15 protein-coding genes are annotated in these 14245 nt (G+C 64.6%); 5 read left to right on the top strand and 10 right to left on the bottom strand.

Annotated features, from left to right (window positions below):
- Positions 1-18: 18 nt before the first annotated feature.
- From RMO89_RS15780 to RMO89_RS15765, 4 genes are all read right to left on the bottom strand, one after another.
- The gene (locus RMO89_RS15780; RefSeq protein ID WP_310534314.1) at positions 19-1359 is read right to left on the bottom strand and encodes a PQQ-binding-like beta-propeller repeat protein; all 1341 of its coding nucleotides are present in this window, start codon (positions 1357-1359) and stop codon (positions 19-21) included.
- Positions 1360-1390: 31 nt separating this feature from the next.
- Positions 1391-2164 carry a tetratricopeptide repeat protein gene (locus RMO89_RS15775; protein WP_310534313.1) on the bottom strand — a complete coding sequence of 258 codons (774 nt, stop codon included), beginning with the start codon at positions 2162-2164 and terminating at the stop codon, positions 1391-1393.
- A gap of 106 nt (positions 2165-2270) precedes the next feature.
- Entirely contained in the window at positions 2271-3398 is a 1128-nt protein-coding gene (locus RMO89_RS15770) for a glycosyltransferase family 4 protein (RefSeq protein WP_310534312.1), read from the bottom strand.
- Between the two features lie 14 nt (positions 3399-3412).
- Complete coding sequence (locus RMO89_RS15765; protein WP_310534310.1) at positions 3413-4297, bottom strand: alpha/beta hydrolase; 885 nt, start codon at positions 4295-4297, stop codon at positions 3413-3415.
- A gap of 80 nt (positions 4298-4377) precedes the next feature.
- Between RMO89_RS15765 and RMO89_RS15760 the strand changes: the two genes are divergently transcribed.
- Both RMO89_RS15760 and astD read left to right on the top strand, forming a co-directional pair.
- On the top strand, positions 4378-5805 hold the full coding sequence (locus RMO89_RS15760) for a protein adenylyltransferase SelO family protein (protein WP_310534309.1): 1428 nt from the start codon (positions 4378-4380) through the stop codon (positions 5803-5805).
- 34 nt (positions 5806-5839) lie between these two features.
- Positions 5840-7252, top strand: a complete 1413-nt coding sequence (astD, locus tag RMO89_RS15755) for a succinylglutamate-semialdehyde dehydrogenase (protein WP_310534308.1) — start codon at positions 5840-5842, stop codon at positions 7250-7252.
- A gap of 6 nt (positions 7253-7258) precedes the next feature.
- On the opposite strand, the gene RMO89_RS15750 is transcribed toward astD, so the two are convergent.
- Together RMO89_RS15750 and RMO89_RS15745 are read right to left on the bottom strand one after the other, a co-directional pair.
- Positions 7259-7960 (bottom strand): hypothetical protein, encoded by a 702-nt coding sequence (locus tag RMO89_RS15750; RefSeq protein ID WP_310534305.1) that lies wholly within the window; start codon positions 7958-7960, stop codon positions 7259-7261.
- Positions 7961-8075: 115 nt separating this feature from the next.
- Complete coding sequence (locus tag RMO89_RS15745; protein ID WP_310534303.1) at positions 8076-8543, bottom strand: glycine zipper 2TM domain-containing protein; 468 nt, start codon at positions 8541-8543, stop codon at positions 8076-8078.
- A 200-nt stretch (positions 8544-8743) separates the two neighbouring features.
- On the opposite strand from RMO89_RS15745, the gene rarD reads away from it, so the two are divergent.
- Positions 8744-9634 (top strand): EamA family transporter RarD, encoded by an 891-nt coding sequence (rarD, locus tag RMO89_RS15740; protein ID WP_310534302.1) that lies wholly within the window; start codon positions 8744-8746, stop codon positions 9632-9634.
- Between the two features lie 4 nt (positions 9635-9638).
- On the opposite strand, the gene pyrC is transcribed toward rarD, so the two are convergent.
- Positions 9639-10673 carry a dihydroorotase gene (pyrC, locus tag RMO89_RS15735; RefSeq protein WP_310534300.1) on the bottom strand — a complete coding sequence of 345 codons (1035 nt, stop codon included), beginning with the start codon at positions 10671-10673 and terminating at the stop codon, positions 9639-9641.
- A 38-nt stretch (positions 10674-10711) separates the two neighbouring features.
- Between pyrC and RMO89_RS15730 the strand changes: the two genes are divergently transcribed.
- The gene (locus tag RMO89_RS15730; protein ID WP_310534298.1) at positions 10712-11407 is read left to right on the top strand and encodes a folate-binding protein; all 696 of its coding nucleotides are present in this window, start codon (positions 10712-10714) and stop codon (positions 11405-11407) included.
- Between the two features lie 168 nt (positions 11408-11575).
- Here RMO89_RS15730 and RMO89_RS15725 read toward each other — a convergent pair whose 3' ends face one another.
- A complete protein-coding gene (locus tag RMO89_RS15725) occupies positions 11576-12166 on the bottom strand; it encodes a helix-turn-helix domain-containing protein (RefSeq protein ID WP_310534297.1) in 591 nt (196 codons plus the stop codon).
- Positions 12167-12196: 30 nt separating this feature from the next.
- On the opposite strand from RMO89_RS15725, the gene RMO89_RS15720 reads away from it, so the two are divergent.
- Positions 12197-13069 carry a metal-dependent hydrolase gene (locus RMO89_RS15720; protein WP_310534296.1) on the top strand — a complete coding sequence of 291 codons (873 nt, stop codon included), beginning with the start codon at positions 12197-12199 and terminating at the stop codon, positions 13067-13069.
- A gap of 15 nt (positions 13070-13084) precedes the next feature.
- Here RMO89_RS15720 and RMO89_RS15715 read toward each other — a convergent pair whose 3' ends face one another.
- The gene (locus RMO89_RS15715) at positions 13085-13639 is read right to left on the bottom strand and encodes a GNAT family N-acetyltransferase (protein WP_310534295.1); all 555 of its coding nucleotides are present in this window, start codon (positions 13637-13639) and stop codon (positions 13085-13087) included.
- Between the two features lie 230 nt (positions 13640-13869).
- Positions 13870-14136, bottom strand: a complete 267-nt coding sequence (gene rpmA, locus RMO89_RS15710; protein WP_310534294.1) for a 50S ribosomal protein L27 — start codon at positions 14134-14136, stop codon at positions 13870-13872.
- Between the last annotated feature and the right edge of the window lie 109 nt (positions 14137-14245).

Below are 14245 nucleotides of genomic sequence, written 5' to 3'. Positions count from 1 at the left end.
GGTAAAGCGCCCCCGAAATCAGCGGAAGCTGTTGATGCGCCCGCTGTCGTCGAGAATGTAGAGCGTGTTACCGGCAACGATCGGCGCCAGGCTGACGCTGCTCGACAGCTTGGTGAACAGGGCCACCGAGCCATCCGTCACGCTCGCCGAGTAGATCTCGCCCTCAGTATTGGCGACCCACAGGCGGTTGTTCGCCAGCACCGGGCCGGTCCAGTAGATCGGGTTCTTCTTTTTCTTCACATTCTCGAAGGCCTGGAACTGGGTTGACCAGCGCACCTTGCCGGTGCCGCGCGCGATGCACAGCAGCTTGGCATCGTCGGTCAGCGTGAAGATCCATTCGCCGGCAATCGCCGGGGTGGAAATGCCCGCAAGGTTCAGTTCCCACACGCGCTGGCCCGTGAGCAGTTCGTAGGCCGCCATGCGGCCGCCCTGACCGAGCGCGAAAACGCGGCCACGATCGATGATCGGATCGGCGTCAATGTCCGTCAGCACGCCCACGGTGGTCGAAAGCGAGGTGCGCGCCAATGCGTCGGACCACAGCGTGCGGCCGTTTTCATAACGGTAGGCAACCAGTTCGCCGGTCGAATAGCCGGCGATCACCGATCCCTGCCCGACCGTCGGCGCGGCAACGCCGAAGATGCCCGACAGGCCGTTCGACCCGCTTTCATTCCACAGCAGCGCACCATCGGGACCATTGAGCGCAATAAGCTGGTTCGACTGGGTCATGACGAAGACCTGATCGAATTCCACGGTCGGCGAACCGCGCAGCGGGCCGGCGGGCTTCACCTTCCACAGCTGGCTTCCGTCATTGGCATTGAGCGCGGCAACTTCACCGACGCCGGTGGTGATATAGACCTTGCCGTCATCATAGGCAGCACCGCCACCGAACACCGAGCTGGCGCCGTCACCGGTGATCTTGAACGACTTGGTCCAGCGCTGGGCGCCGGTGGCCGCGTCAAAGGCGTGAACCACGCCGGCGGTGTCCATCACGAACATCATGCCGCCGCCGATCACCGGCGATGCGGCAAGGCGCTGGCTCTTGCTGTTGCCCTGGATCGACTGGGTCCAGCCGCGCGCCGGCGCTTCGGCCAAGGCGAGGTGGCCGTAGGACTTGGTCGGCGTGTTGCCGGCCTGCGGCCAATCGGCATTGGGCTCTGCCGGCGGCAGCACGACCGCGACCGAGGCGAGGTTGGGATCGACCTTGGCACCCGATTCGACCCGGCTGAGGATCGGCACCCGGTTGCCCACGGTGGGGGTGGTCGGGCCCTTCTTGCCGAATACGCCGCAGCCCGAAAGCGTCACCGCCATGGCAAGCGCGGCCAGAGTCGCCGCGCGGCGAAGCGGGGTCTTGGAGGTCATCGGGGCATCCTTCATTTTAATCCCAGTCATCTTATTGTTGCCCCTGCTGCGGCGCATTGGCCGCGGTCACGTCCTTCACGGCCGCGTTCACGTCATCGACGGCATCGACGCCAAGGTATCCTGCCATCTGCCGCGCGCGGCGGCGCAGGCTGTCGGGCACGGTCTTGTCGCGCGCAATCGAGGCGAAAAGCGGGCCGGCGAGATCATTCTTGCCCTGCTTGAGATAGGCCATGCCCAGCAGTTCCGCTGCAGAGCCGAACCACGGCTTGCCCGGCACTGCCAGCGGCTTCATCGCGGCGACAATCTTGTCAGGCGCGGCGCTATCGAAGATCAGCGCGGTCTGGCGGATCGTTGCGAGATCGCGGTAGGCCTGCGGGGCGCTGCTGTCTGCAGCGATCGCGGCAAAGGCCTTGGCGGCATCGTTGCTCTTGCCCTGTTCGGCAAGAATCCCGGCCTGCAGCATCCGCGCCGAAGCCTGGCTGCCGTCATTGCTACCCTTGGTCAGTGGATCAAGCAGCTTGCTCGCTTCATCGAGCTTGCCGGCTTCAAGCTGGTCGAGCGCCTTCACATAGGATTCGGCACGCTCTGCGCGGCCCTGATCCTGATAATAATCCCAGCCGATCCACGCGCCAAGGCCAGCAAGGCCGACGAAAATCGCCGCGCCAATCGGCTTGCCCCAGCGCTTGATCAAATCAAGTGCCTGGTCTTCGCGCAGTGCCTCGTCCACCTCGCGCATGAAGCCCTCTTTCTGGGCATCATCGCGGCTGAGTGCAGGGGATTTCGAATTTTCAGGGCTGAGGGCCAAGTCTGGTGTCTTTCGGCAAGCGGGTCCGGTTTGGCGGCTGTTTAGGGTTCGGACCGGGCCTTTTCAACGGAATTGATCGTGAAGCCCGCCTGAATAACCGGGTTTGTCACCCGAATCGTTCGCGTTTCATCGCTTTCGCGTACACCTGACGGTAAGCGGCGACCATCGTCGCCTCGTCGAATTCGGCCCGCGCCCGTGTGCGGTTGGCCTCGCCGACCTTTTTCCGGCCCACCGGATCAAGCGCCAGTGCCTCAAGCGCGTCGACATAGTCGCTCTCGCGCTCCTTAGGAATCACGTAGGGCCGGTTGGCTTCCGAGACCATCTGCGCAACATCGCCGACATCGGTGGAAACCACCGCGAGGCCCGCCGCCATCGCCTCCACCACTGAGATCGGGAATTGCTCGCTGTCAGACGACAGGGCGAACAGATCGAACAGACCGATGACCTTGGCAGGATCAGCGACGAAGCCCGGCATATGCACGCGGTAGCCGACATCGAGGTCCATGGCCTGCTTCAGAATCGCCTCGCGCTCAGGCCCTTCGCCCAGGATCACCAGTTGCCAGTTATCGGGCAGATGCGAAAAGGCGCGGACTAGCCGGGGCAGGTTCTTGACCTCACGAAGCCCCGCAATCGTGCCAAGCCACGATTCCTCGCCATGCTTGATCACGCGCGGCAGGGCATCGCGCTTGGCCTTGCGGCCATAGTCCGATGTCTGGATGCCATTGGCGATGCGGTGAACCTTGCCGCGCGGCTGCGACCAGGCGGTGAGCGCGATGTGTTCCAGCTGGCGCGATGGCACGACCAGCGCCTCGGCATGGGCGAGCGCCAGCCGGCGATACCAGTTGCGCGAAGTCTTGAGCTTGATCGCCTCATCCGCGTTGAAGCCGTCCTCGTGATGGACCAGCGGCGGCAGGCCCATGCGGGGGCCAAGCAGCGTGTGCGCCATCACCGCGTCCATCGCGCCCCAGTTATAGGTCAGGACGAGGTCATATCCCGCCATGGCCTTGGCAATGCGCTCGATCCGGCGCGGCAGCGGCTTGCCCTGAAGCGAGGGGAAATCCGTGGGATAGTTCACCCTGGCGCGCGGCGAGATCGCGACCTGCGCGCCCATCGCGCCGGGAATGGCCGAGACGATATCGTGTTCGATGCCGGGACCAAAGGCGTTGATCAGCTTGGCGCAGCGCAGCTCCTTGCCGCCCGCGTTGAAGCTGGAATGGAGATGCAGGACGCGCATGTTGGGCCTTGCTTTCAGCCGACCCGGGCGAGCAGGCGGTCAATCGCGGCGACGGCTTCCGGCTCTTCGAGAGTGGGCGCATGGCCGACGCGCGGCACGGTGACCAGTTCGACGTCCTGCCCGCATTCGCCCATCTTGCGGAAGGTCTCGGCAGAGATCAGCTCGGTAAGTTCGGCGCGCAAAGCCGCGACCGGCCCCGCAGCCAGCGCGTGGAACCCCGGCCACATGTCCGGCTGGCTGGTATAGTCGACGCCCTTAAACGGCTCGGCGATCTTCATGTCATAGTCGAACACGATGCGGCCATTGCTGGACAGGGTCATCGTGCGCTTGGCCATGACCAGCCAGTCATCGATTTTCCAGTCCGGAAATGCGGCTCCGTGCGTTTCCTCGATAGCGCGGGCGGCGTGCATCCATGTGGGGAAAGTGCGCCCCTGCCCGAGATAGTCCATGATCCGGTCGAGGCCGACGGTCTCCACCTCCGGCCCGATATCGTTGAGCAGGCAGCCGGCGATGCGATCCGGCATGGTGTAGCCCATGATGATCGTCATCAACCCGCCCATCGACGTGCCGATGGAAACGAAGCGGTCGATCTGCAATTGGTCGAGCAGAGCGGTGACGTCCTGGACATATTGCACCGGGTTGTAAGTCGCCGGGTCCTTGGCATAGGCGCTGTCGCCCCGGCCGCGCATGTCAGGGCAGATGACGTGCCAGCCGTTTGCCGCCAGCCGCGGCGCGACGACTTCGAAATCGCGGGCATTGCGGGTCAGGCCATGCATGCACAGTACGGGCGGGCGGCCATCGGGTGCGGCCTCCGTTGCTGGCCCATTTCCGGCATAGTCGCGGTAATGGAGTTTGAGCCCGTCTTGGCTCGTCCAATAGCGGTCTTCGAACTGGCTCACATGGTTCCTCTGCAGGTCAGGGCGCAGGCCCGGATCGCGCGCCGCTTGCACGGCGATGGTCTAGCCCCCACTATCGCGTGATGCGCGACGAACCGCAAGCCAATGCATATAAAGCCGATCCTGCGATCCTGCCGCTGGCGGGATGGCTGGCCGATCCTGTTGCGCCTGCGGACTTTCCGGAGACGCGCCTGCGCTTTCGCAATGACCGCTGGGCGCCCTCTGTGGGCCTCGATGGGTTGACGGACGAGGAATGGGTGCGCCACTTCGGCCGCTTCACCCCCCTGCCCGGCAACCTGCCCCAGCCGCTGGCGCTTCGCTACCACGGCCACCAGTTCCGCCACTACAACCCGGACCTTGGCGACGGGCGCGGGTTCCTGTTTGCCCAGATGCGCGACGGGAATGGCCGATTGCTTGACCTTGGCACCAAGGGATCGGGCCGCACCCCGTGGAGCCGCGATGGCGACGGACGGCTGACGCTGAAAGGCGCGGTGCGCGAAATCCTCGCCACTGAAATGCTCGAGGCGCTGGGGGTCAATACCTCGAAGACCTTCTCGGTGATCGAAACCGGCGAATCGCTGATGCGCGGGGATGAGCCTTCGCCGACGCGTTCCGCCGTGCTGGTGCGGCTCAGTCACGGCCACATCCGCATCGGCACCTTCCAGCGATTGCTCATGCTCGAAGAGCGCGGGCACATGGAGGAACTGGTAAACTATTGTCTCACGCAGTTCCCCGGACCGCCGCCGCCAGCAGACGCCCCCGGCGCTGACGAACCTGCCGTTCGCTTGCTCCATCAGGTCGTCGAGCGGCTGGCCAACCTTGCCGCAAGCTGGATGGTCGCCGGCTTCGTTCACGGCGTGCTCAATACCGACAACATGAACGTGTCGGGCGAGAGTTTCGACTATGGTCCGTGGCGCTGGTTGCCGCGCTGGGACCCGGCATTCACCGCCGCCTATTTCGATCACTCCGGACTTTACGCCTTTGGCCGCCAGCCAGAGGCCTTGCTGTGGAATTGCAGCCAGCTTGCAGTGGCGTTGCGCATGCTGGCCGAGGCACCGCCGCTGATCGCCGCGCTCGACCGGTTCGGCCCGCTCTATGAGGCCGCGATGGCGCGGCATTTCAGCCGCCGACTGGGCATTGCCTCGCCTTCGCCGGAGGATGCGCGCGCCCTGATCGGCGCGGCGGAACAGCACATGCGAGAGCGCGAAATCGGCCCGGATGCGTTCTTTTTCACCCACCGCGGCGGCCGCAATGCCCCCGATGGTCCGCTCCGCGAAGCGCTGGCCAAGGCCCGCCCGCTACCCGGCGCGCTGGACCATGCGTTCTGGTCGCAGCCCGCCCCACCGAGCATGGTGATCGACGAAGTGGAACGAATCTGGTCCGCAATCGATGACAAGGACGATTGGCAAGCGCTTGCCGACACTCTATCCGCTATACGCACCCTCGGCTCCGCGCTTCGCGATGTTGGGGGTTCGGGCGAAGTTGAGGATTTGGCAACAGATTCGGTATAGTAGCCCGTAAATTGAGAGGGATACTCCAAGTTCCATGAGCAACGAAATCGTCTCCTACGAACCTGCGACCGGCGAAGAGCTGTGGCGCGGCAAGCGGAGCGACGTCGATGACGTGGTGGCACGCGCACGCCGCGCCTGGCCGGCATGGGCCGCCCAGCCACTCGCAACCCGCATGGAACTGGTCCGCCGTTTCGCCAACGAAGTGCGCAAGGAAGCGGACAAATTCGCCGATCTGATCTCCCGCGAAACCGGCAAGCCGCTGTGGGAATCCCGCAGCGAGGTCGAAACCGTCGTCGCCAAGGTTGAAATTTCGATCCGCGCCTATGCCGAGCGTACGTCGCAGCGCAAGCTGGACAATGCGATGCAGGGCACCATGGCTGTGCGCCACAAACCGCATGGCGTGATGGCGGTGCTTGGGCCGTTCAACTTTCCGGCTCACCTGCCCAACGGCCACATCGTTCCCGCGCTGATCGCCGGCAATGTCATCGTCTTCAAGCCTAGCGAAAAAACGCCGGCAGTGGGCGAATTCCTCTGCCTGTGCTTCAACCGCGCGGGCATTCCCGCCGCCGTGGTGCAGATGCTCGTCGGCGGCCCGGAAGAGGGTCAGGCGCTGGTCGCCCACGAAGGCATCGACGGTGTCCTGTTCACGGGATCGGCCCATGCCGGCATCGCCATCAACCGCAAGCTCGCCACCCGGCCGGACAAGATCGTCGCGCTGGAAATGGGTGGCAACAACCCGATCGTCGTTTGGGACACGCCCAAGATTGCCGACGCCGCCGTACTGGTGGTGCAAAGCGCGTTCACCTCTGCCGGCCAGCGGTGCAGCGCCGGGCGGCGGCTGATCGTCAAGGGTGCGCTGTATGATGCGCTGATCGACGAAGTTAAGCGGCTGGCTGATCGGATCATCGTCGGCGCCCCGTTTGACGATCCCTCGCCGTTCATGGGCCCGGTGATCGACAATGCGGCAGCCGACGGCTTGACCGAAAGCTTCGTCTACCTGCTGTCGAACGGCGGCAAGCCGATCAAGCACATGGTCCGCCAGGATCCCAAGCTGCCCTTCCTTTCGCCGGCGATCATCGATACGACCGCGATGAAGGAGCGCCCCGACGTCGAACTGTTCGGCCCGATGCTGCAAGTCATTCGGGTCGACGATTTCGACGAGGCGATTGCCGAGGCGAACAACACCCGCTTCGGGCTCGCCGCATCGCTGGTCGGGGGCACGCCTCAGGAATACAACCGCTTCTGGGCCAATGTCCGCGCCGGCATCATCAACTGGAACCGGCCGACGAATGGTGCCAGTTCATCGGCCCCGTTCGGCGGCGTGGGGCTTTCGGGCAACCACCGCCCGGCAGCTTTCTACGCGGCGGATTACTGCGCCTATCCGGTCACCAGCACGGAAATGGAACAGCCGCGCGCGACCATCGGCGTGGGCTTGCGCAACTCCTGATCGGACTTAACCGCCGCTGGTGACGATGTGCACTTCGGTGAGCCCGTCCGGTCCTGGACGCATGTAGATCGTCGCAGACAGCGCACCCTTGCGAGTGACCAGCGCATGGGCATCTCCGTCGGCGCGGTGATCGACTGACAAGCCAGCCTCCGCCGCCTGCGCGGCATGGAAATCGAGCGCTTCGGCTGGCGTCACGCCGATCCGATAGGTGACCGCACGGAGGTGGCAGGTGTCATCATCCGCGCCGAGCGCTTCCTCAACATGACCGCGCGGATAGGGCGCAAGTGGCTTCGGCAGGCGCGTGGCCCAGATTGCCGACCAGTTCGCCGCGCCCTCGCACGGCAGCTTGCCATAAGCGCGGCGCAGCGAATCCAGCGCAGTCTGGCCACCGATAGCTTTTTCAGAACCACTTGCAGTTGGGGCAGCGGGGATCGCCCCACCCAGCTGCGCCTTTGCCTCTGCCTTTGCCGCAGCAATCGCTTCGGGAGTGTAGAGGTTTGCCGGGATCTGGGCCGATGCCACGCCCGTCCCGGTCAGCGCCCGCCCTGCGCCATTCATCGCAGCAAGGTCGGGCTCGGTCAGCAACGGCCCGGCCAGAGCGGCGCTCACCGCCGGATCGACCGGCTCTGCCTCCTGCGCCGAATCGCGCGAACAGCCCGCAACAGCGAGCATCAGCACGATCGGGACAAGAGTGTAGCGGAGCGCCATGGCCCGCACTTATCGGAGGTTTTGGTTAAGGATGAACGAAAGCGCCCCCGGACGGCTGGTCCGGGGGCGCTTCGGTCTGGGGCCGAGCCCTGCGCTTTTTCTGACGGGGCAGAACTTAGCGGCAGCTGCTGCCCGAACGGTCGATTGCGCGGCCGGCAAGGGCACCGATGCCCGCACCGAGGATCACGCCAAGCGTCTTGTCACCGCGGCGACCAGCCACTTCGTTACCGATCAGGCCGCCAACCGCGCCGCCGATGATCAGGCCGGTCGTGCCGTCCGAACGGCGGCAGTAGTAGCGGCCATCATCACCGCGCCATGTGCGAGTGTTGCGATAGACCGGCTCGTCGTAGCGGTCGTTATAGCCGCCGTTGTACCCGCTCTGGTAGCCATAGCCGCCATCGTTGTTACCCCGACCCTGCCAGCCGCGATGACGGCCACGGTCGCTGTGGTTGTAGCTGTCGTTCTGCGACCAGCCGTTGTCATTTCCGCGATCATAGTCACGGGCCTGCGCAGCCGGCATGGCGGTGACAAGGAGCCCCGGGGCAACCAGCGCCAGGGCGGCGTTCTTGAAGATGTTGGTCATGGGTCACTCCTTCACTTTTGAACTCTGGGCCGACTCGGTGTCGGTCGATGTGTTCATGTTTAGACCTACGAACCTGAACGAACGACAACCGCAGTGTCAGGATTGAATTTTGCGACAAACCGAGTGACTCTGCCCGTCGAATGCCAGCTTGCCGCAGGGATTCACCCGGTCTAGTCGCCGGACATGATAGCGACCTTCACATGAACGCAGCGCCGGAAAGGCAGGGCGGTCTGCCGCTGGCGCTGGGCGCCTATGTCATCTGGGGGCTGCTGCCCCTCTATCTGCAGTTCCTGCGCCATGTGCCGCCGTTCGAATTCGTCGGCTGGCGCATCGTCTTCACCTTGCCGGTCTGCCTGCTTGGCATCACCATTGCACGGCAATGGAGCGCGGTGGGTGCGGCAATTTCCAGCGGCAAGACGTTGGTGATCATGCTGGCCAGCGCCCTGCTGATCGGGATCAACTGGCTGGTCTATGTCTATGCTGTGCAGACCGGACACGTGCTGGCCGCGAGCCTTGGCTATTACATCAACCCGCTGGTCAACGTGCTGCTCGGCACGGTTTTCCTGAAGGAACGGCTGACCCGGCCGCAGTGGCTGGCGGTCGCCTTGGCCGCTATCGGCGTGACATTGCTGCTGTTCGGCGCGCTCGACATGCTTTGGATCAGCCTGTCATTGGCGGCCAGCTTCGGCACTTACGGCATGGTGCGCAAGATTGCTCCGGTCGAATCGCTGCCAGGGCTGACCATCGAGACCGCCATCCTGGCTCTGCCCGCCGTGGGCCTGATCGCTTATCACGCCCAATTACCGGCGGGCTCCGCCTTTGGCATCAGCGGGCAGACCGATGCGCTCATCGCGTTTTCAGGCGTGGTCACCGCCGTGCCGCTGGTCATGTTTGCCGCCGCAGCGCGCCGCATGGACTATTCGACGCTCGGCTTCATCCAGTTCCTCACCCCGACGGTGGTCTTTCTCGAGGGCCTTTTCATATTCAACGAGCCGCTGCGCCCGGTGCAAATGGGCAGCTTCGTGCTGATCTGGGCCGCGATCGGCCTGTTCGTGGCGGACCTGCTCGGCCGCCGGCGCAAAATAGCTTGAGACTTTAGGGCCTGATCCGCCAGCCGAGCGTATCGCCGGCATGGAAGGGGACGACATTCGTGCCATTGGCATCGATGCTCGCCGGCACCGGCTGCGGCACCTTTTCCAGCGTTATCGTCGCCTCATTCACCGGCAGGCCGTAGAACGCCGGACCATTGAGCGAGGCAAAGGCCTCGAACTTGTCGAGCGCGCCTTCTTCCTCGAACACGGCGGCATAGCTTTCGATGGCGAAAGGCGCGTTGAAGATGCCCGCGCAGCCGCAAGCCGCTTCTTTCGCGCCGACGGCATGGGGGGCGCTGTCAGTGCCGAGGAAGAACTTCGCGTGGCCCGAAGTGGCCGCCTTGCGCAGCGCCAGCCGGTGCTGCTCGCGCTTGGCCACCGGCAGGCAATACATGTGCGGACGGATGCCGCCGACAAGCATGGCGTTGCGATTAATGTGGAGGTGCTGCGGCGTGATCGTTGCCGCCACGTTCGGCCCGGCGCTTGTCACGAAACGCACAGCTTCCTCGGTCGTCACGTGTTCGAACACCACCTTGAGCGCCGGCAGATCACGCACCAGCGGGGCGAGCGTACGTTCGATGAACACCGCCTCGCGGTCAAAGATATCGACATGGGCGTCGGTAACCTCGCCGTGGACGAGCAACGGCATCCCGATCCTGGCCATGCGTTCGAGCACGGCGCGGATATTGACCACGTCCGTCACACCGTGGGCCGATCCGGTCGTGGCGTGGGCAGGATAGAGCTTTGCCGCGACAAACACTCCGCCAGCAAAGCCGCGCTCGACCTCGTCCGGGTCCGTGCCGTCGGTCAGGTAGAGCGTCATCAGCGGAGTGAAATCCATTCCCGCCGGTAGCGCCGCCATGATCCGATCCCGATAAGCGGCAACACCGGCGCAATCGGTCATCGGCGGGGAGAGGTTGGGCATGACGATCGCCCGGGCAAACTGGCGGGCGGTAAAGGGCAGCACGCCTTCCAGCACCGCGCCATCGCGCAAGTGAACGTGCCAGTCATCGGGGCGGCGGATCGTAAGCGTTTCCATGGCTTCCCCTTAGTCACCTCGCACCCTATCTGTCACCCATGACTGCAACGCTCCTCTCCAATCGCGCCGTGATCCGCCTGTCCGGGGAGGACGTGCGCGGCTTCCTGCAAGGGCTGGTGACGAATGACGTGGGCAAGGACCTGCCGGTCTGGGCGGCGCTGCTCACCCCGCAAGGCAAGGTACTGTTCGACTTCCTCGTCTGGGCGGACGGGGATGACCTGCTGCTCGATTGCGAGGTCGACCACGCTGATGCGCTTGCGAAGCGCCTGTCAATCTACCGCCTGCGCCGTCCGATCACGATTGCCCGCGATCCCGCGCTCGGGGTTCACTGGCACCCGGAGGTCAGCGGCGATGACCCCCGCCTTCCCGCGCTGGGCAATCGCTCGCTGGGCGCACCCGATGGCGAGTCCGCCGACGCAGCATGGTTGGCGCACCGGCTTTCGCTCGGCGTCTGCGAAGGCAGTGCCGAACTGGCGGACCTGCTCTGGCTGGAATGCAACGCCGCCGAACTGAACGGCGTGTCCTTTACCAAGGGCTGCTACGTCGGGCAGGAGAACACCGCGCGGATGAACTGGCGACAGAAGGTCAACCGGCGGCTGGTGGTCGTGCCTTTGGCGGAGAGTGATCCAGCTCGTCAACGCGCGGCCTATCGCGAGCTAGGGGTTGCGGTCGATCACCGGCGGGTGGAGGATATTTCAGCGGAGCGGAAGGCAGCATGGATGACTGAGGCTTAGCCTCGCCACGAATTCAACGAACTCCATTGTTCGTCATTCCCGCGAAGGCGGGAACCCATCTCCTGCCGTAGCGGGTCGAACCAGCGCTTGATTGCGCCGCGATCGTCGTAGATGGGTTCCCGCCTTCGCGGGAATGACGAACTTAGGATTAGCTGCGCTGCCCCAGGCTTAACCCTTGGCCAGCGTAATCCCCGCACGCTCCGCCGCCTCGATCAACATCTTTTCCGCCTGATCGCGCGCGGTTTCGCGGCCCAGGCCGAGCGATCCGCTGAGCGCTTCGCCCATCATTGCATCGCCCAGCGCCATCAGCACCAGCGACAGCGTGACTTCGTGCATCGGCTCGTCGTCATGGCCGTTCACCTTGTCGACCATGTCGTGAATCGCCTCGACAATCGGGTCGAGTGCATCCTCGTTACCCGACAGCAACATCCAGCTGGCCAGCGCGCCGCCGCCTTCCTTGCCGAACGCGTCGAAAGTGAGGTCCACCACCCGGCGCGGGCTGCCGATGCCCGCGCGGGTAGCCAAAACAGCCTCAGCAATGGTGGCGCAGATGGTCTTGGCAAGGTGGCTCGCCAGCGCCTTCTGCAGCCCCGATGCCGAGCCAAAGTGGTGGAGCAGGTTGGCATGGGTGCGCCCGATTCGCGCCGCCACGGCCTTCAGCGTCACCGCCTGCGGCCCCGCCTCGATCAGCAGCGCGCGGGCGGCCTCCATGGCGGCGGTGCGGCTCTCTTCCTGGGTCAGGCGGCGCCTTATTGACATTGCTGTAAGTTAACCTATCTTCACCGGGCTATGAACGCCCATACGCCCATCGAACTCGACGCGCGGCCCCTGTCCGGTTCCGCCCCCGAAAACCATGAGATCGTCGTGCGCGACCTGCGCTTCAACCGCAAGGAAAAACCCCGACGCTGGTGGCTGGCGAACGACCCTGTCGGCACCGCGTGGCACAATGCGCTATCCGCCACCTTCCCGCGCGGCGAGGCGTTCTTCATCGAATCGGTGAAGGCCTTCCGCGACGGCGCGCCACCCGCGCTGGCTGAGGAAATCCGCAGGTTCATCCAGCAGGAGGTCAACCACAGCCGCGAGCACCTCGCTTTCAACCGCGCGGCCGTGGATGCCGGCTACGACCTCACGCGCATCGATGCTCACGTGACCGATATGCTCAATCTGGCAAAGGGCCGCCCGCCGGTCGTCAACCTTGCCGCGACGATGGCGCTCGAACACTTCACGGCGATCCTCGCGCACTTGCTGTTGACCACGCCAAAGATTCTAAACGATGCCGAGCCCGAAGTCGCCGCCATGTGGAGATGGCACGCGGTTGAGGAGATCGAGCACAAGGCCGTCGCCCATGACACCTTCCTCCACGCGACAAAGCATTGGCCACGCCGCCGCCGCTGGCTGCTGCGCTCCATCTCGATGCTGTCGATTACGCGCCGCTTCGTCTCACACCGCATCGACGATACGGTCGACTTGCTGACACAGGACGGCATCACCGGCTGGAAGGCCCGCGCGCGGGTGCTATGGTACGTTTTCGGTTCGCCCGGCTACTTGCGCAAAGTATTCCCGGCCTGGGCGGCGTACTTCCTTCCGGGTTTCCACCCGTGGAAGCACGACGACCGGCATCTGATTCCTTCAGGCGAGGCCGGGCTTCAAGGTTACGCCTGATACCCGGCCGACGCGTCAGGCCGCGCGCTTGACGTCCATGTCATCGTCGCAGTCACTGGGCTCGCCCAGCGTCGTGCTCAACACGGCGGACGGCGCAACCTTGCCGCGCGCAAGGCTATAGCGATCCTCGACGCGGCCCGTCGGGCAGAAGCCGACCTTGCGCAGCACGCGGCCCGATGCCGGGTTATCGAGGAAGTGCGTCGCCTCGACCCGGCGGTGGCCCAGCGTGCGGGCGAGGCTGAGCACAGCGCGCGATGCCTCGGTGGCAAAGCCCTGCCCCCAGTGGGCGCGGCCGATCCAGTAGCCGAGCTCGGCCCCGTCATGCGTTGGCCCCAAACCAATGGCGCCGACCAGTTCGACGCCCTGCGCGGTGGGCAAGGTGATCAGGAAGTGCGGGCAGCGCCGGTCCTGGCCCAGCGCGGCATACTGGCGCGCGGCTTCGGGCGTATAAGGCCAGGGCACGCGACTGAGATTACGCACGACCGCCTCGTCGGCGATGACTGCGAAAATCGCGTTCCAGTCCTCGGGCCAGCCGGGCCGCAGGAACAGCCTTTCACTGCGAATGAACATCTTTCAAACTCCACTCAGTGCCCCGCGAGCCACGCCTTAGGTGGGCCGCATGACAGGCGCATTACGCTTGCGTCCAGCCGCGCCGCCTTCGCGGTACGGGCTTGGACATGTGCTGAGGGAGAGACGAAAAAAGGGAGACGGGTTGCCCCTCTCCCTCTTTCGAAACCGGAATCGCAATGTTCCGGTCTGGGGGCTATCCGTCAGAGGACAGCCCGTTATCGACTGTCCGATTATTCGGCGGCTTGCGCCATATCGACCGACACATATTTGCGGCCGAGCTTGCCATCGTGAAAGCGCACGCGGCCTTCGACGAGAGCAAACAGGGTATGGTCCTTGCCAATGCCCACGCCGGCGCCAGGGTACACGCGGGTACCGCGCTGACGGATGATGATGTTGCCGCCGATCACTTCCTGACCGCCGAACTTCTTCACGCCAAGGCGACGACCGGCCGAATCACGACCGTTACGCGATGAACCGCCTGCTTTTTTATGTGCCATGGAATACTACTCCGGAATCTTATTCAGCAGCCGAGGCAGCGGCGGCCTTCTTGGCCGGTGCCTTCTTGGCGGGCGCATCGGCGGCAGGAGTTTCAGCAGCTTCCTTCTT

This window comes from Novosphingobium sp. (assembly GCF_031424035.1).
GTDB lineage: Bacteria > Pseudomonadota > Alphaproteobacteria > Sphingomonadales > Sphingomonadaceae > Novosphingobium.
Note: the sequence above shows the minus strand (reverse complement) of the source record. Positions and strands in the feature narration are given on the sequence as shown.